This is a genomic window from Streptomyces sp. CNQ329 (genome assembly GCF_000482585.1).
In genome coordinates this window covers 112,015-129,311 of record NZ_AXVU01000020.1, presented here as the reverse complement: position 1 = coordinate 129,311, position 17,297 = coordinate 112,015, and the positions used below count along the sequence as shown (strand labels likewise).

Annotated in this window: 13 protein-coding genes; 7 read left to right on the top strand and 6 right to left on the bottom strand. The window is 76.3% G+C overall.

The window, feature by feature from the left end; all coding sequences use genetic code 11:
- The first annotated feature begins 1,099 nt into the window (after positions 1-1,099).
- Positions 1,100-1,561, top strand: a complete 462-nt coding sequence (locus I003_RS0115955; protein WP_027772438.1) for a MarR family transcriptional regulator — start codon at positions 1,100-1,102, stop codon at positions 1,559-1,561.
- A 28-nt stretch (positions 1,562-1,589) separates the two neighbouring features.
- Positions 1,590-2,948, top strand: a complete 1,359-nt coding sequence (locus tag I003_RS0115950; protein ID WP_027772437.1) for an MFS transporter — start codon at positions 1,590-1,592, stop codon at positions 2,946-2,948.
- A 112-nt stretch (positions 2,949-3,060) separates the two neighbouring features.
- On the opposite strand, the gene I003_RS0115945 is transcribed toward I003_RS0115950, so the two are convergent.
- Entirely contained in the window at positions 3,061-6,294 is a 3,234-nt protein-coding gene (locus tag I003_RS0115945) for a sacsin N-terminal ATP-binding-like domain-containing protein (RefSeq protein WP_051368268.1), read from the bottom strand.
- A gap of 182 nt (positions 6,295-6,476) precedes the next feature.
- Between I003_RS0115945 and I003_RS0115940 the strand changes: the two genes are divergently transcribed.
- Both I003_RS0115940 and I003_RS0115935 read left to right on the top strand, forming a co-directional pair.
- Complete coding sequence (locus I003_RS0115940; protein ID WP_027772435.1) at positions 6,477-7,715, top strand: hypothetical protein; 1,239 nt, start codon at positions 6,477-6,479, stop codon at positions 7,713-7,715.
- 123 nt (positions 7,716-7,838) lie between these two features.
- Positions 7,839-8,480, top strand: coding sequence for an HAD family hydrolase (locus tag I003_RS0115935; RefSeq protein ID WP_486584241.1), 642 nt, complete (start codon positions 7,839-7,841; stop codon positions 8,478-8,480).
- A gap of 103 nt (positions 8,481-8,583) precedes the next feature.
- On the opposite strand, the gene I003_RS0115930 is transcribed toward I003_RS0115935, so the two are convergent.
- Complete coding sequence (locus I003_RS0115930; protein ID WP_027772433.1) at positions 8,584-8,823, bottom strand: hypothetical protein; 240 nt, start codon at positions 8,821-8,823, stop codon at positions 8,584-8,586.
- Between the two features lie 157 nt (positions 8,824-8,980).
- Here I003_RS0115930 and I003_RS0115925 point away from each other — a divergent pair, with 157 nt between their 5' ends.
- Positions 8,981-9,364: a cold-shock protein gene (locus I003_RS0115925; RefSeq protein WP_018836124.1), complete on the top strand. Its 384-nt coding sequence runs from the start codon at positions 8,981-8,983 to the stop codon at positions 9,362-9,364.
- 51 nt (positions 9,365-9,415) lie between these two features.
- Here I003_RS0115925 and I003_RS0115920 read toward each other — a convergent pair whose 3' ends face one another.
- From I003_RS0115920 to I003_RS0115905, 4 genes are all read right to left on the bottom strand, one after another.
- Positions 9,416-10,294 carry a 1,4-dihydroxy-6-naphtoate synthase gene (locus I003_RS0115920; protein WP_027772432.1) on the bottom strand — a complete coding sequence of 293 codons (879 nt, stop codon included), beginning with the start codon at positions 10,292-10,294 and terminating at the stop codon, positions 9,416-9,418.
- The gene (locus I003_RS0115915) at positions 10,291-11,001 is read right to left on the bottom strand and encodes a futalosine hydrolase (protein WP_486584240.1); all 711 of its coding nucleotides are present in this window, start codon (positions 10,999-11,001) and stop codon (positions 10,291-10,293) included. The genes I003_RS0115920 and I003_RS0115915 overlap by 4 nt, the downstream gene beginning before the upstream one ends.
- 79 nt (positions 11,002-11,080) lie before the next feature.
- Positions 11,081-11,605 (bottom strand): hypothetical protein, encoded by a 525-nt coding sequence (locus I003_RS0115910; protein WP_027772430.1) that lies wholly within the window; start codon positions 11,603-11,605, stop codon positions 11,081-11,083.
- A gap of 26 nt (positions 11,606-11,631) precedes the next feature.
- Positions 11,632-12,996, bottom strand: coding sequence for an MFS transporter (locus tag I003_RS0115905; protein ID WP_037720937.1), 1,365 nt, complete (start codon positions 12,994-12,996; stop codon positions 11,632-11,634).
- 332 nt (positions 12,997-13,328) lie between these two features.
- Here I003_RS0115905 and I003_RS0115900 point away from each other — a divergent pair, with 332 nt between their 5' ends.
- Positions 13,329-14,174: a DUF3027 domain-containing protein gene (locus I003_RS0115900; RefSeq protein WP_027772428.1), complete on the top strand. Its 846-nt coding sequence runs from the start codon at positions 13,329-13,331 to the stop codon at positions 14,172-14,174.
- Positions 14,175-14,353: 179 nt separating this feature from the next.
- Positions 14,354-17,167 carry a helicase C-terminal domain-containing protein gene (locus I003_RS0115895; protein WP_027772427.1) on the top strand — a complete coding sequence of 938 codons (2,814 nt, stop codon included), beginning with the start codon at positions 14,354-14,356 and terminating at the stop codon, positions 17,165-17,167.
- Positions 17,168-17,297: the final 130 nt, after the last annotated feature.

The following is a 17,297-nucleotide window of genomic DNA, read 5'->3' as shown; positions in this document are numbered from 1 at the left end:
CCGGACGCAGGCCCGACAATCAACAAGCGGGGTGGCCCGGGGGGAGCCCCCACGACACCGCCCCACCCCGACACCGACACCCCCGCACCCGGCCCGCCGCACGGCACCGTCCGCCCCGACACCGACACCCCCGCACCCGGCCCGCCGCACGACACCCCCGCACCCGGCCCACCGCACGGCACCGTCCGCCCCGACACCGACACCCCCGCACCCGGCCCGCCGCACGACACCGCCCACCCCGACACCGACACCCCCGCACCCGGCCCGCCGCACGGCACCGCCCACCCCGACACGGACCCCTCCGACACCGCCTCCGTCACCGCCGGACTCCCACCCCGACACCGACACCCCCCGTACACCGGCCGGGGTCGCATCCCTTGCAGTGGTGTAGGCGTCGGGCCCGGGCGGCCCGCTTCGATGGCGGCAGACACGTCTCCGCGGGCGCCGGTACGGCGGTCCTCGCCGGTCGCGGGTTGCCCGCCCCCGGCCGGCCCGCCGGAGGGGAGGGCGCCGCAGCCACGCGACCTCGGCCTTCCGCTCGCCAGAACGGCTGCACCACCCGGCGGGACGCGATCCCATCCCCGGGCGACGACCCCGCCCAGTCGGCCCGGCCCCCCGGCACACCGCACCTTTCCGCGGGCGCCGTCCCGCCATGGGTTCGCGTTGGCAGCCGCCGGACTCGACGCAGACGCCTGTCAGTGGCGAGGCAGGCCGGATTCTTCCGCCGGCGCGCGGAAGCTTCGTCGCAGTCGTTACGTCCCAGTCGTTACGTCCCAGTCATTGCGTCCCAGTCATTGCGGCACGTACCCCTGCACCGGCCTCTCCGGCATCCCCGCGTGGGTGCGGACGCGGTCGAGGAAGTTGCCCTCTACACCCCTTGCGCACTCTGGTCGCACTGCGCCCCTCTGTCCGCAGATCCAGCGCATACGTCCCCCGTGGCACCCAGCGTCACCCGCAGCCCATCCGGAGCCGACCCCTCCCACGCGTGGCCATCCCTCCGGATGGCGCGGACACTCAGGCCGTAATCTCCTCTGTCTCGACTCCTGTGTCTCGACTCCTGGATTTTACTTAGCCAAAGTAATGAGGTATTCTAATGAACATGCCTGACCTGTCCCAGGAGGAGAACGCCGCCGCGGTGAACTCGCTCCGCTCCGCGATCATGCGGCTGACCCGCCGGCTGCGGCACCAGCGCGTGGACGAGTCGCTGAGCCCGACCGAGATGTCGGTGCTCGGCACGCTCTTCCGCTGCGGTCCGCTCGGCCCCGGGGAGCTGGCGCGCAAGGAGCACGTCCAGCCACCGTCGATGACGCGCATCGTCACCATGCTGGAGAGCAAGGGGCTGGTCCGGCTGGATCCGCACCCGGAGGACCGGCGGCAGAAGGTCGTCAGCCAGACCGAGCAGGCCGAGGCGATGCTCGAGGAGAGCCGCCGCCGGCGCAACGCCTGGCTGGCCGAGCTGGCCGGCGGTCTGTCCGAGGAGGAGTGGGCCACGCTGCGCGACGCCGCGCCGGTGCTCGAAAAGCTCGCCCACCTGCCGATGACGGAGGCTGCACCACGCTGACGAAGGACGATGACCGGAGGAGAACGCCTTGAGTACGGGACCCGGAGCAGACTCCGCACCCGCACCCACACCCGATGACTACGAAGCAGAAGAGGAGAGCAGCAGAGGCGGCACCTTCAGCTCGCTGAGGATCCGCAACTACCGGCTCTTCGCCGGCGGCCAGGTGGTCTCCAACACCGGTACCTGGATGCAGCGCATCGCCCAGGACTGGCTGGTGCTCAGCCTCACCGGCTCCGCCACCGCCGTCGGTATCACCACCGCGCTGCAGTTCCTGCCGATGCTGCTGTTCGGCCTCTACGGCGGCGTCCTCGCCGACCGGCTGCCCAAGCGCAAGCTGCTCCTCGCCACCCAGACAGCCATGGGCCTCATCGGCCTCGCGCTCGCGGCGCTCACGCTGAGCGGAGCGGTGACGGTGTGGCACGTCTACCTCATGGCGTTCCTGCTCGGCCTCGCCACCGTCGTCGACAACCCGGCGCGGCAGGTGTTCGTCGCCGAGCTGGTCGGCAAGGACCAGATGCAGAACGCGGTCAGTCTCAACGCCGCCAACTTCCAGACCGCCCGGCTTCTCGGGCCGGCCGTCGCCGGTGTGCTCATCACGGCCGTCGGCAGCGGCTGGGCCTTTCTGCTGAACGGGCTGTCGTTCCTCGCCCCCATCACCGGGCTGCTGCTCATGCGCAGCGCGGAGCTGCACCGCATCGAGCGGGCACCGCGCGGCAAGGGGCAGTTGCGCGAGGGCCTGCGGTACGTCGCCGGGCGGCCCGAGCTGCTGTGGCCGATCGTCCTGGTCGGCTTCATCGGCACGTTCGGCTACAACTTCCCGATCTGGCTCACGGCCTATGTGGACGAGGTCTTCCACGGCGACGCCGGCACGTACGGACTGCTGAACTCGCTGATGGCCGCCGGTTCCCTCGGCGGCGCGCTGTTCGCGGCCCGGCGGGGCGTCAGCCGCATGCGGCTGACGGTGCTCGCGGCGCTGGCCTTCGGGGTGCTGGAGATCGTCGCGGCGCTGTCGCCCGCGTTCTGGCTCTTCGCGGCGCTGCTGGTGCCTCTGGGCGCGTTCGGGCTGCTCTTCAACACGACCGCGAACGCCAACGTCCAGCTCGCCACGGACGAGGCCATGCGCGGGCGGGTGATGAGCCTGTTCGTGATGGTGTTCGTCGGCGGGACCCCGATCGGCGGCCCGCTCGTGGGCTGGGCCACGGACACCTTCGGCGCCCGGATCGGGTTCCTGACCTGCGGGGTGATATCGGCGGTGGCCGCCCTCACCGTGGGTCTGGTGCTCGCCAGGGTCGGCGGGCTGCGGCTGCGGATAGACCTGCGGCGGGGGCGCAAGCACGTCGCGTTCGTGCCGTCGCAGCGGGCGGAGGAGCTGGCTCCGGCCGCGTAGTCCCGGCGGGGGCGGCCGGGGGCGCGCCCGCCCCGGGGGCCGTACGAGGCATTGTCGCTCGTCCGGCCCCTCCCGTCGTTCCGCTCGTCCGGCCCCTCCCGGTTCCGCCCTCTCAGTCGAACCAGCGGGCCTGCGCCAGCTCCCGCGTCCGTGTCGGGTCCTCCAGCAGCGCCGCCGCCTCGAACCGGCGCCCCCACTGGCCCGTCGCCCACGCGAGCCCCGCCGCCAGCCCCTCCAGCGTCGCCGCGTGGAGCGTGCCGTCCGGGGTGCGGCGCCAGTCGAGTTCGGTGCCGCCGGCCGTCAGCCGCCCGTGTTCCTCGTACGTCGCCGGGGTGTCCGGGCCCAGCAGGTCCCGTACGGGCGCCGGGACGTCGCGGGTGTCGCCGGCCGTCTCCACCGGGGCCTCGTACGCCTCCGTCAGCCGCCGGACCTGGAGCAGCTCCCCCAGCGCCGCCGCCTGCGGCGGGGCGACCGGGAGCAGGGGGTGGCCGGCCGCCAGGGGTACCAGGTCGGGGGCGTCGGCGATCAGGGCCTCGCCGGCCGGTACCACCTCCGTGGCGCCGTCGCGGACCGCGCGGAGGTCGTCCGGGAGGGTCACGTCGGCCGGGTCGAGTCCGGCGAGCAGGGTGTACAGGGCGTGGAGCCGGCCCGGGGTGACGTCGTGGGCGGGGTCGGCGAGGCGGGCGAGGAGTTCCGCGGCGCCGCCGGGTTCGTCGAGGAGGGCGGCGGCCGAGGTGCGTACCCCCAGGGCGCGCAGGACCTGTTCGTCGCCGACCGCGGAGGCGTCGGCCGGCTCGTACAGCCCGACGAGCAGCGGGTCGCCGCCCTCGGCGCGCAGGCCGGCGGGCGGGCGGCCGTCGAGTACGGGGTTGCCGCGCAGCCACCAGGCGGTGTACGGGCGTACGGGGAACGCCTCCCCGTTCGGCAGAAGGACGCGTGCCGGGCGGGTCAGCGCCTCGCGCAGCGGCGGGCGGGAGAGCAGCGCGAGCGCGCGGGGCCAGTGCGCGTCGTCGACCAGGTCCAGGTCCCGCACGCCCACCAGTTCGGTGAGCACCGGCGGTACGGGCGTCTCCGGCAGTTGGTCGAGCACGTCCTCGCACCACACGTCCACCGCGTCGAGCAGCCCGGGGTCGTCCGCCTCGGGGTAGGCGGCGTCGCGGGGCTCCAGCTCGTCGGGGTCGAGGACGACGTCCTCGGCCCGTACGAGCACGAAGTCCGCCTGCACCCCGACCGCCGTCAACGGCTCCTCGCCCCACCGCTCGACCAGGTCGGCGGCGCAGACCGCCAGCTCACCCGGTCGGATGACGGCGGCGAACGGGCTGCCGGGGTAGACGAGTTCGCCGGCCGGGGCCGGGTCGCCGTCCTCGTCGGGCAGCGCGAGGGCGGCCAGCCACGGTTCGTCGCCCGGCTCCAGGTGCGCGTCGCGGACCAGCCCGAGGACGATGTCCGCCAGCTCCTCCGGCCCCGGCGCGCCCTGCTCGGGCCCCTCGTCGAACCAGATCTCCCCCGCGTCCAGCGACCCCGCCACCGCCGCCCGCACCTGCGGCGTCGTCAGCACCGCGCGCGGCGTGGCGGGCACCGCGCCGAGCTTCTCCAGCACGGGGTGCGCGGCGACGGGGTCGGCGACGCGCAGCCCGAGCCGGGCGAGGCGGGCGGACTGCCGGTCGTCGCCGCCGGCGGGCAGGAGCACCTGCCGGGGGCCGACGACGACGCGGCCGTCGGCGAGCGGCACCGGCAGGCCGCCCAGCTCCTCGGGGTCGGTGCCGGCGAGGGAGCCGTAGAGGCCGTGCCACCAGGCGGCGGGGCGCTCGACGCTGCTGAGCCGCTCGACGAGTTCGCCGAGCGGCACGCGGGCGACGCCCAGGGTGCGCAGTTCGCCGCGGCGTTCGAGACCGGCGGGGAGCAGATGCGGGAAGACGTCGCCGAGCCGGCGCACCGTCTCGGCGCCCGCGCCCTCGGCGATGAGCGCGTCGCGGGGGCGCAGCGGCTGCGGCTTGGCGCCTTCTTCGGGCGCGGCGGGCGGCAGGAACGCCATGCCGGGCAGCAGCCGCAGGATCCCGGCGCGCAGGGCGCCGTCCAGCTCGCCGCGGCCGAGGGGTCCGGGTACGAGGTCGATGGTGCCGGGGGTCAGGGGGTCCCAGTCGGCGAGGAGTCCGGCGTAGGCGTCGGCGGCGCGGGCGACGAGGAAGTCGCTGAGAGGGCCCGGCGCGAGGTGGCGGCGGGTGGGTTCGAGAGGGAAGGAGGCGATGAGGAGCGCCGGGACGCCCAGGGGTTCCTCGGTGGGGGTGGGGGCGTGGAGTACGGGGGCGGTGGCCGGTGCGGCGGGGGTGCCGTCGGGGGCCACGGGGACGGCCCAGGTGACGGTCCAGGTGGGGCGCAGGCGCTCTTCGACGGGGCGGTCGGCGAGCAGGTGGGGGTCGAGGCGGCCGGCGGCGGTGCGGGTGCGGTAGCGGACGGCGGTGGGTTCGGGGACGGGCGGCGCGGTGTCCGGTTCGGCGGTCGCGGGGCCGCCGGCGCGGGTGCGGGACCGCCGGCCGGTACGGCCGGTGTCCTCGATGACCGTGTACGGGCCGTCCTCGCGGCGGCGCAGCGTGCGTACGCCGTCGTCGGTCTCGACGACGACCTCGGCGAGGCCGGGCAGGGCGAGCAGGAGTGCGTCGTCGATGGCGGCGAGCAGACGGCGGGCGAGTGCGGCGGCGGCCGGGTCGCGCAGCGGGAGACGGACGACGGTGTCGTACCCCTCGGGTACGGTCGGTGCGCCGGTCTCCGCGAGGGGCAGGGGGAGGCGGAGCAGCGGGACGTGGCCGTCGCGGCGGGCGGCTTCGTCGGCGAGCGCGGGGTTGCGCGCGGCGGTCGTACGGACCAGTTCCCGCGCCTCCGCCAGCGACCACCGCACCCGGGCGCCGCCGCGGGAGACGACCTCCGGCGCGTCGCTGACGGCCAGCACGGCGGAGAACCCGACGCCGAACCGCCCCACGGCCTCGTCGGTGTCCTCCCCCCGCTTCGCGGAGGCCCGCAGGGTGGACAGCGACTCGACGCCGGAGGCGTCGAGGGGGGCGCCGGTGTTGGCGACGGTGAGCACCCCGGCCGGCCCGCCGGGGCCGGCGGCGTCCCGGGAGAGCGTCAGCCGCAGGCGGCCCGCCGCGCCCGCGCGGGCCGCCGCGTCCGCGGCGTTCTGGGCCAGCTCGACCACCAGGCGGTCGCGGTAGCCGCCGAGGGCCAGGTCCTCCTCCGCGTTGGCGTCCTCCCGGAAGCGGGCGGCCGACGCCGCCCAGGCGTCGAGCGCGGCGGCGCGCAGCCGGGCGGTGGGGTCGGCCACGGGGTCCAGGGGGTCCACGGGGTCCACGGGGTCCACGGAGGCTCCTTGTCGCGGGGGGATGCCTGTCCGCCGCAGCGTATGCGGTCGGCCGCCGCGGACGCGCGGCGCACCGGCCGCCGCGGGCGCGGAGCGCCGTGCGCGGGGGCGAGGGGGCGGCCGTGCGCGCGGTACGGTCGAGAGGTCAACAGCGCACGGCCGTAGGGGATTCGGTGGGCATCGAGAGCGACCAGCTCGTATACGACTACCTGAGCCGCGTCGGCGACATCGCACAGCAGCGTGCCCTGCCCTCCGGACAGCGCATGCGGCTGGTCAACGAACTGCGGGCCAGTATCGACAAGGTGCGCGCCGCCGAGGGCGCGCACAGCGTGTCCGCGGTCAAGCAGGTCCTCGCCCGGTTCGGCAGTCCCGGAGACATCGTCGAGGCCGCCAAACGGGATCCCGCCTCCGCGGTGCCGGAGGTCGCGGTGGAGCCCGGGCAGCCGCCGGCCGGCGGCGGTCTCGCGTCGCGGCTGCCGCGGCCACGGGTCGGCGGGTCCGAGGGGTGGCTGGGCCGGCTGCCCCGGCCGCGTACCGGCACCGAGCCGGGCGGCCGGGAGCAGAAGCGGGCCGCACGCCCCGCTCCCGGGGTGCCCCGGCCCGCGCCCGAGGACTTCACCCCGCCCGCCGAGCCGCCCCCCACCGCCGCCGCGCCGCCGCACCTCGCCGGAGAGGACGAACTCGACCGCACGCACGCCGACCCCGACTGGTGGCGCGTGGAGCCCGGTCCGTCGGCCGGCCCGATGCCCGGTGCCGGCGGCGGCGCCGACACCGTGCCGGGGTTCACCGGCGGCATCGAACTGCCGGAGCTGTTCCAGCCGCCGGAGCAGCAGGCCGGCGACGCGGAGGAGGACGAGGAGGAGGGTGCCCGGAAGGGCGGCGGGGGCGCCGGGGGCCGCGCCGCCCGCGCCGCGAAGGCCGCCAGGGCGGCGAACGCCGCCCGCGCGGCGCGGGCCGCCAAGGCCAAGCAGGCCCGCCGGGAGGCCGCGGAGGCGGAGGACGAGGAGGCGTACGAGGACGAGGAGCCCTCGCCCCCGCGCCGCCGCGCCACCGCCACCCGCGAACTGCTGCGCAGCGCCGGCATGATGGAGGTGCTGGCGATGGGCGCGCTGCTGGGGGGCGCCGCGCTCGGTCAGTGGATGGCGTCGGTCGTCGGCTGGGCGCTGGTGTACACCTCGCGCCGGCTGTCGATGGCGGAGAAGAAGTGGGCCGCGCTCGGTGTGCCGGGCACGGTGGGGTTCGCCGGGCTGGCGTGGCTGTGGGGGCGTCAGCAGGAGCGGTGGGGCGAGCCGTTGCAGGAGGGGACGCTGGGGCAGGAGTTCTCGGACATGCTGCCCGCCCTCGTCCGGCTCGCGGCGGTCGCCTCGACGCTCTTCCTGCTGTGGCGGGCACGGCGACGGCTGCGCACGTAGGGCGGCCCGGGGCGCGCCGGCAGGGCTGTGGGTGGTGCCCCGCCCGTCGAAGCGCCGGCGGCCCGGACCCCCTCCCGGTGCACCGCCTGTCCCGTCGCCATCCGCGGCGGGCAGAATCGAGGGGTGCGTACTTCCTCCCCGCCGCCGTCCTTCACCGTCGGCTTCGACCTGGACATGACCCTCATCGACTCCCGGCTGGGCATCAAGGCGGTGTACGAGGCGCTCGTCGCCGAGACCGGCGTGTACGTCGACACCGACCTCGTGATCTCCCGCCTGGGTCCGCCGGTGGAGAGCGAACTGGCGAACTGGTTCCCCGCGGACCGTGTGGCCGCCCTCGGCGACCGCTACCGCGCCCTCTACCCCGACCACGGCATCGCCCCCGCCACCGCCCTGCCCGGCGCCGCCGCGGCGATCGCGGCGGTGCAGGCCGCGGGCGGGCGGGCGCTCGTGGTCACCGCCAAGAGCCGCCCGCTGGCGAAGCTGCACATCGACCACCTGGGCCTGGACCCGGACGCGGTGGTCGGCGGGCTGTGGGCGGATGCGAAGGCGGAGGCCCTGACGGAGTACGGGGCGTCGGCGTACGTCGGCGACCACGTCGGGGACGTCGCCGGGGCGCGTACGGCGGGGGTGCTGTCGGTGGCGGTGGCCACCGGTCCGTGCCCGGCGGCGGAGCTGCGGGCGGCGGGGGCGGATGTCGTCCTGCCGGATCTGACGGCGTTCCCGGAGTGGCTGGCGCAGCACCGGGCGGGTGCGCCGGCGGGCTGAGAGCCGAAGGGCCCGAAGGGCTGCGAAGCAGGAGGCGGCCGGGAGGGCCTGGCCCGCGGGAGGTACGGAGCCGCGCGGGACGTACGCGGGGGGGCCTCGGCCCCTACGGCGCCGCCTGCCGGATCTCGCGCCGCGCCGCCGACGCGGAGCGGAAGAGCCCGGCCAGCGCCAGCCCGAAGCCGACGCCCATCAGCATCGAGACCAGATACGCGGGCGTGGGCAGCGGATCCGCCCCGATGAAGAACGGGACGAACGTGGCGAACGTGCCGAGTGCGCCGACGAGGAAGACGATCGCTCCGGCGCGCACGAGCAGATCCCCGGGGCGGGAGGTTTCGGTGTTCACGCAACCAGGGTAGAGGGCGCGGGATATGCGCTGAGGAAGCACCCGGCGACATCTTGTCACCGCGCGGGGGACCATTAGCCTTGAGGTGGCGGGTCACTGGACCCGCTCTCCTGCTCTTTCGGCAGCGAGTACGAAAACGAAGACAGGGCGACGACACGTGCCTACCGGCAAAGTCAAGTGGTTCAACAGCGAGAAGGGCTTCGGCTTCCTCTCCCGCGACGACGGCGGTGACGTCTTCGTGCACTCGTCGGTGCTGCCGGACGGGGTGGAGACGCTCCGGCCGGGTCAGCGCGTCGAGTTCGGCGTGGTGGCCGGGCAGCGCGGCGACCAGGCGCTGTCCGTGACGCTGCTGGACCCCACCCCGTCGGTCGCGGCCGCGCAGCGGCGCAAGCCGGACGAGCTGGCCTCGATCGTGCAGGATCTGACGACGCTGCTGGAGAGCGTGACCCAGCAGCTCGAACGCGGCCGGTACCCGGACAAGGCACACGGCCGCAAGATCGCCGGGATGCTCCGGGCCGTCGCCGATCAGTTGGACGTCTGAGGGGCGGGCGCAGGGGTACGGACGCCCCGGGCCCCGGGCCCGTACCGGCCGCTACGGGAACGCCAGCGTGTCCGGGCGGACGGACGGCACCAGGCCCTCCGCCGCCGCCCGGGTGAGCAGGCCGCGCACGGCCGCGTAGCCGTCCTCGCCGAGGTCGGCGGTGAACTCGTTGACGTACAGGCCGATGTGCTGGTCCGCCACCGCGGGGTCCATCTCCTGCGCGTGCTCCCTCACGTACGCCCGTGACGCCTCCGGGTCCTCCCACGCCCGGTGCACCGAGGCGCGGGTCGCCGCGGCGAGCGCGTGCAGCGTGCCCGCGCCGAGGTCCCGGCGGGCGACGATGGCGCCGAGGGGGATGGGCAGCCCGGTGGTGGCCTCCCAGTGCTCGCCCATGTCGGCCAGGCAGTGGAGGCCGTGACCCTGATAGGTGAAGCGGGCCTCGTGGATGACGAGCCCCGCGTCGACCTTGCCGTCACGGACGGCGGGCATGATCTCGTGGAACGGCATGACCACGACCTCCCCGACCCCGCCCGGCACCTCGGCCGCGGCCCAGAGCCGGAAGAGCAGGTAGGCGGTCGACCGCTCGCTGGGCACGGCGACGGTGCGCCCGGCGAGGTCGCCGGGGCGCCGCGGCCCGGCGGTCAGCACCAGCGGCCCGCAGGCCCGGCCGAGAGCGCCGCCGCAGGGGAGGAGCGCGTAGCGGTCGAGAACGTAGGGCAGCACGGCGTACGAGACCTTGAGCACGTCGAGCTCGCCGCGCTCCGCCATGCCGTTGGTGAGGTGGATGTCGGCGAAGGTGACGTCGAGCGGCGGGGCGTCCGGGACGAGGCCGTGGGCCCAGGCGTGGAAGACGAAGGTGTCGTTGGGGCAGGGGGAGTAGGCGATCCGGAGCGGGTCCGGGGCGGCGCCCGGGGTGCTCGGCGAGGTCATCGGGACTCCTCTCCACAGGGGAGGGCCGCGCACGCGGCCGTCAGGGCGGTCAGCGCCGCCGGGATGCGCCAGGCGGCGCGGTCGCGGGGGCCCACGGCGTTGGACACCGCGCGGATCTCCAGCACCGGGACGCCGTGCCGGGCGGCGGCCTCGGCGACGCCGAAACCCTCCATGGCCTCGGCGGCGGCACGCGGATGGCGGCGCAGCAGCGCGGCGGCCCGCTCGGCGGAGCCGGTGACGGTGGACACGGTCAGCACGGTACCCAGCACCGCACCGGTCGCTTCCGCCGCCGCCCGGGCCGCCCGCGGCGGCGGGCGGTGCACGACGGTGCCGAAGCCCAGTTCCGTGACGGGCACGAAGCCGTCCGGCGTCTCGGCCCCCAGGTCCGCGGCCACGATCTCGTCCGCCACGACCACACCGCCCACGGGCGCGGCACCCGCGAAGCCGCCGCCGATTCCGGCGGCGATGACGAGGTCGTACGGAACGGGTGCCGCGGCCAGCGCGGTGGCCGCGCCCGCGGCGGCGGCAGCGGGTCCCACGCCGCCGACCACGACGTCGTACCCCCGTCCCGCCCGCGCGACGGCCTCGGCCTCGGCGGCAACGGCGACGACCACCAGCACCCGCGCCCCGGGCCCCGGGACGGACCCCGGCCCTGAGTCCCGCACGTCGTCCGCCTTCGTACCGGACCCCGCGTCTTCGCCGGCCATCACACCACCCCCACGCACCCGCCCAAGGGTAGGCCGGTCCGCTGACACCACCCGTGCGCCGCCGCGTGCCGCCGTCCCGTCAGGACTGCTCCCGCTTCAGATCGAAGCTCCACGCGCCCTTGTAGTCGCCGTCGCCGTCGATCTCCACGATGCCGACCTTCGCCTTCGCGTTCGGCGCCGGCGCCTGCCCCGGCTGCGACAGCGCGTTGAAGAACTGGTCCGCGTTGTACGACACGTAGGTGTGCTTGCTCGGCTGCGGAGTCACCAGCCGCCCGTCCACGAACAGGACCCATCCGCTGTCCGCGATGTCCGGCTCCACGCCGATCCGCACCGGTTCGCCGGCGTCCACCGTGATCGACTTCTCCGCGCTCTCCGACACACAGCTCTCAAGCTCGTCGTTGGGGATGTCTTTCCCGTCGTTGTAGCACTGCGCCTCCGTGCTCGCCGTCCGGGCTCCCACCGTGATCTGCGCCACGGGCGTCGGCTTCTCGCACGCGGACAGGGCGAAGGCGGAGAGGACGACGGCACCGAGAGCCGCCGCGCCGCGACGGCTGCGAAGGCCGCGGGCACGGGAGAACGCGGTGGTGGCGGGCGCTGGGGTCATGCGGGCAGGCTACCTGTCGGCCCCGGTCAGGCCACGCGCGGGTGCGGCGTGCCGTGCCGGGCGGCGGTGAGCAGTCCCCGCACGGTCACCGCCAGCCCCACGGCCACGACGACCGCGCCCGCCGCCATGCCGCCGACCCCGTTCAGCGGCAGCAGGATGCCGATCGCGCCGCCCACGACCCACGACAACTGGATCACCGTCTCGGAGCGCGCGAACGCCGACGTGCGCACGTACTCCGGCACGTCCCGCTGGATCAGCGCGTCCAGCGACAGCTTCGCCAGCGACTGCGCGAACCCCGCCATCGCCGCCACCCAGATCACCGCCGGCAGCGAGTAGAAGACCGACGCCAGCACCGTCGTCGCCAGGGCGAGCGTCAGCAGCAGGGCGATCAGCTTCTCCGGCCCGCGGGAACGCAGCCAGGACCCGATGACCGAGCCCAGCGCGTTGCCCGTGCCGGCGGCGACCGCCGCCATGCCGAGCGTCAGCTCCGGCCGCAGCCCGCCCGGCGGGTTGTCGCGCAGCAGGAACGCCAGGAAGAGCGTCATCATCCCCGACAGCACGCGCAGCGAGGAGTTGGCCTGCAGCGCGTGCAGCACCGAGGGGCCGACGGAGCGCAGCCCCGGCTTCGACGGCGTACGCGGCCGGCTCTCCTCCCCCGACGCCAGCTTCGCCTTGCCCTCGCCGCGCGCGGAGTCGACGACCGGCGGCATCCGGAACGCCAGGAAGACGCCGAAACCGAAGATGACCATCGCCCCGTAGAGCGGGAAGCCGGGGCCGATGACGTGCAGCAGCCCGCCGACCGGCGCGGCGATGCCGGTGGCGAGCAGCCCGGCGAGCGTGACCCTGCTGTTGGCCTTCACCAGCGAGATGCGCCGCGGCAGCAGCCGCGGCACGACGGCCGAGCGCACCACCCCGTACGACTTGGAGCACACCAGCACCCCGAGCGCCGCCGGATACAGGCTCAGGTCCCCGGTCTTCACCGCTCCCGAGAGCACCAGCGCCAGCAGCACACGCGCCAGCATGGTGCCGGCCATGGCGGCGCGACGGCCGTGCGGGATCCGGTCCAGCAGCGGGCCGACGACGGGGGCGAGCAGGGCGAACGGCGCCATCGTTATGGCCAGGTAGAGCGCGACCCGGCCGCGGGCCTCGTCCGTCGGCACGGAGAAGAAGACCGTCGACGCCAGCGCGATGGTGATCATCATGTCGCCGGCGGCGTTGACCATGTGCAGCTCCATCAGCCGCCCGAGGCCCGACTCCCCCGCGCCCTGCGCGTCGGTGGCGCGGCGGATCCGCCTGCCGGCGCCGACGACCGGCCGGCGCACGGCACGGCCGACCGCCCGGCCCGCCTGCTGCAGCGGGCCGGCCACGGGAGCCGTCCGGTCTTCGACCACCTCGCCATAGTGCCCGTACGCGGGACCGTAGGGCGAGAACTACGCGGGGGCGCATGCGGTCATCCCGGGTTCGCCGGGTGGTCCGTACGGGGCACGCGGCAGGCCGGCGGGGGGCGCAGGGGCGCGGCGGACCCCGGGGGATGGCGGTGGGCGTACGGTCCCGGTGCGGCGCCAGGTAGGGTGAACGATGCGGCTCTGAGTGTGTCGTGAGGAGACGAGCGTTGACGCGGCCCCCCGGTCCGCTCCCTCGGCCCCCATGCCCGCCCGGCCGTCCGTACCGAAAGACTGTGAGCCAGATGAGCCCTGCGAACAGCCCCGCCAAGACGCCCGCCGTGCGCGGTGCCGCGGTACGCAGCCGCGTCACCCCCGACCAGCAGTGCGCCGACGCGGTCGACCTCGCCCGTGCGGCGGCCGAGGAGGTCGCGGGTGCGGAGCAGATCGGCGAGCACATCGGCGTCACCGCCGACGACACGCGCGTGGTGACCCACCTCTTCGACTGCCGGCTGCCGGGCTACCGCGGCTGGCGCTGGGCGGTGACCGTCACCCGGGCGTCCCGCGCGCGAACCGTGACCCTGGACGAGACGGTGCTCCTGCCCGGCCCGGACGCGCTGCTGGCACCGGAATGGGTGCCGTGGAGCGAGCGGCTGCGCCCCGGCGATCTGGGCCCCGGCGACCTGCTGCCCACCGAGGGCGAGGACCTGCGGCTGGAGCCGGGGCTCGCGGTCGGCGACGAGGAGCTGGGCGAGGCCGGCGAGGCCCCCCAGGCCGCCGGTGAGGCCGCCGCGGAGGAGGCCGAGGCCGGTCCGGAGGCCGGAGGCGGCCTGCCGCGGCGCGCGGAGATCGCCTCTGTCGCCGACGAACTGGGCATGACCCGCCGCCGGGTGCTCTCCCGCTACGGCCTGCACAGCGCCGCCGACCGCTGGGAAGAGGAGTACGGCCCCAAGACGCCGATGGCGCAGGCCGCGCCGGCATCGTGCGTGAGCTGCGGCTTCCTCATGCCGCTCGCGGGGTCGCTGCGCCGCGCCTTCGGCGTCTGCGCGAACGAGTTCGCCCCGGCCGACGGTCACGTGGTCTCCCTCGCGTACGGGTGCGGGGGCCACTCGGAGGCCGCGGTGATGCCGAAGCCGGTGGAGCCGGCGCCTCCGGTGCTGGACACGATGGGCGCGGATCCGACGTAGCCCCCGGCCGGGCGTCCTCGCCCGGCGGGGGGCTGCGGCCCGGTACGGAACGAACCGGCCGCGGGCCGCGCGTACCCCGCCGGGGGCGGTGCCTGCCCGCACCGCCCCCGGCCTGCGGCGCACCCCCCCACCCGGCTCCGTCCGGTCCGCCCCGTCCGGCGGCGACTACTGTGGAACGGATGACGACCGGCAACCCCGCCCGGACCCTCGCCGAGGACCTCCGCGGCCGACCGGACACCGCGCTGGCCGAGCTGCTCCGCGCCCGGCCCGATCTGCTCACGCCCGTACCGGGCGACCTCACCCAACTCGCCACCCGCGCCGGCACCCGCGCCTCCGTCGTCCGCGCGCTCGAACGCCTCGACCGGTTCACGCAGCAGACCGCCCAGGCGCTCGCGATCGCGCCGGACCCCTGCCCGTACGACGTGCTGGCCGGTCTGATGGGCGACGAGCCGGACACGGTGGCCGCGCTGCCGCGCGCCGTCGCGGAGCTGCGGACGCAGGCACTGGTGTGGGGGGAGGAGCGGCGGCTGCGGCTGGTGCGTACGGCACGGGAGCTGCTGGCGCCGCAGGCGTCGGGCTCGCCGACCGGGCTGGGACCGACCGCCGCGGAGGCCGCGACGGGGATGTCCCCGGGCCGGCTGCAGCAAGTACTGGCGAACGCGGGCCTGGCGACCACTCATGACCCCGTCTCGGCCGTCGAGTCGCTGACCGCCCTCTTCCGCGACCCCCAGCGGATGGCCGACCTGCTCGACCAGGCGCCGCCGGAGGCCGTGACGGTGCTGGGGCGGCTGACGTGGGGACCGCCGTACGGGACGGTGTCCGCGCAGCCGCCGGCGCACGTGCGGTGGCTGCTGGACCGGGGGCTGCTGCTGCCGACGGCGCCGGGCAGCGTGCTGCTGCCGCGCGAGGTGGCGCTGCACCTGCGCGCCGGGCGGGCGCACCGGATCGTGGCGGCGGTGCCGCCGGAGCCGGTGGCGGCCGGGTCGTACGGGAAGCGGGTGGTGGACGCGACGGCCGCGGGGCAGGCGGCGGCGGCCGTGGAGACGGTCGAGGAACTGCTGGGCCAGTGGGCGACGGCGAGCCCTCCGGTGCTGCGGGCGGGCGGCCTGGCCGTACGGGAGCTGAAGCGGACGGCGGCGGCCCTGGACGTCACGGAGCAGCAGGCGGCGTTCTGGGTGGAGCTGGCCTACGCGGCGGGGCTGCTGGCCTCGGACGGGGAGACGGACGAGCGGTACGCGCCGACGCCGGCGTACGACGAGTGGCTGGCGCTGCCGGCGGCCGAGCGGTGGGCGGAGCTGGCGGCGGCGTGGCTGGCGGCGACGCGGACGCCGGGTCTGGCCGGCGGCCGGGACGGCAAGGGCCGGGTGCTGTCGGCGCTGGGCGAGGGCCTGGACCGCGGCGCGGCGCCGGAGGTACGCCGCGCGGTGCTGCGGCTCCTCGCCGGGCTGCCCGAGGGCACGGCGGCGACGGCGGACTCGGTGGTGGCCCGGCTCCGCTGGGAGCGCCCGCCGCGCGGCGGGGCCCCGGCGGAGGGCGAGGAGGACGACCTGCGCACCCGGCTGGCCCGCTGGACGCTGGCGGAGGCGGAGCTGCTCGGCGTCACGGGCCGCGGCGCCCTGGCCGCCCACGGCGCGGCGCTGCTGGCGGCGCCGGGGGGAACCCGCGACGCGCCCGCGGCGGGAGGGACCGGTCCGGCTCCGGCCGCCCCGGACCCGGGCGCGGAGCATGCCGCCGGCCCGGGCGCGGAGCATGCCGCCGAAGACGCGAACGCCTCTCCCCCGCACACCCGCCCCAGGGTAGGCCGCCCCTCCGACAGCGGCCCCCTCCCGCCGCCGGCCGGCGCCGACACCGGCACCCCCACCACCCCCGCCGCCGCCGGACCCGACACCACAGACACCTCCGGCGGACCCGCCGCCTGGCCGCACCCCGCCACCGCCACCGCCACCGCCACCGCCCCGGAGCAGACCACCCCCGCCGAAGCACGGGCCGCCGTCGCCCGCGCCGCCGCCGCGCTCGCGCCCCATCTGCCGCCGCCCGTCGACCACGTGCTGCTCCAGGCCGACCTCACCGCCATCGCCCCCGGCCCGCTCAAGCGCGAACTCGCCGCCGTCCTCGGCGTCCTCGCCGAGGTCGAGTCCAAGGGCGGCGCGACCGTCTACCGGTTCACCCAGGACTCCGTACGCCGCGCGCTCGACGCCGGGCGGTCCGCCGCGGAGCTGCACGACTTCCTCGCCGCCCACTCCCGCACCCCCGTGCCGCAGCCGCTCAGCTACCTCATCGACGACGTCGCCCGCAAGCACGGCCGGCTGCGGATCGGGGCCGCCGGCGCGTATCTGCGCTGTGACGACGACGCGCTCCTCGCCGAGATCGTCGCCGACCGGCGCTCCGCCGAGCTGCGGCTGCGCCACCTCGCGCCGACCGTCCTCGTCACCCCCCTCCCGCCCGACGGGCTGCTGGCCCGGCTCCGCGCGATGGGCTACGCCCCCGCCGCCGAGTCACCGGACGGCGCCGTCCTCGTCGCCCGTACCGCCGCGCACCGCACCCCGCCCCGCACGCCGCCGGCGCCCGTGCCCGACGGCCCGCCGACGCCGGACGCGCCCCTCCTCGCGGCGGCCGTGCGCGCCGTACGGGCCGGAGACCGCGCCGCCACCGCCCCGCTGCGCACCGCGCAGGCCCCGCAGGCCCGGCGAACCCCGGAGCCACCGGAGACCGCCCGGGCGGCGGAGACCCTGCACACCCCGGAGCCCTCGGGCGGACTCCCCCGCACCCCCTCCGCGGAGACCCTCGCCCTCCTCCAGGCCGCCGTCCTCGGCAACGCCGCCGTCTGGATCGGCTACGTCAACGCCGACGGCGCCGCCAGCCAGCGCGTCATCGCCCCGGTCCGGGTCGAGGGCGGCTACGTCACCGCGTACGACCACACCGCCGACGAGGTGCGTACCTACCCCCTCCACCGCATCACCGGCGCCGCGGAACTCGCCGACGGCCCCGCCTGACGCGGAACGCTCCCGGGGCGGGCGGCCTGTCGGGCGCGGCCCCCGGACCCCTTCACCGTGTCGGCTCACCCGCGCCTGACCGCCCGGCCCTTTCGAACCCGGCCGCCCGAGCGGTCAGTTTTCGAGAAGT

Coding starts and splice junctions, on each gene's coding strand:
- I003_RS0115955 (WP_027772438.1), top strand. CDS start 1,100: ATGCCTGACCTGTCCCAGGAGGAGAACGCCGCCGCGGTGAACTCGCTC.
- I003_RS0115920 (WP_027772432.1), bottom strand. CDS start 10,294: ATGACCTCGCCGAGCACCCCGGGCGCCGCCCCGGACCCGCTCCGGATC.
- I003_RS0115915 (WP_486584240.1), bottom strand. CDS start 11,001: ATGGCCGGCGAAGACGCGGGGTCCGGTACGAAGGCGGACGACGTGCGG.
- I003_RS0115910 (WP_027772430.1), bottom strand. CDS start 11,605: ATGACCCCAGCGCCCGCCACCACCGCGTTCTCCCGTGCCCGCGGCCTT.
- I003_RS0115895 (WP_027772427.1), top strand. CDS start 14,354: ATGACGACCGGCAACCCCGCCCGGACCCTCGCCGAGGACCTCCGCGGC.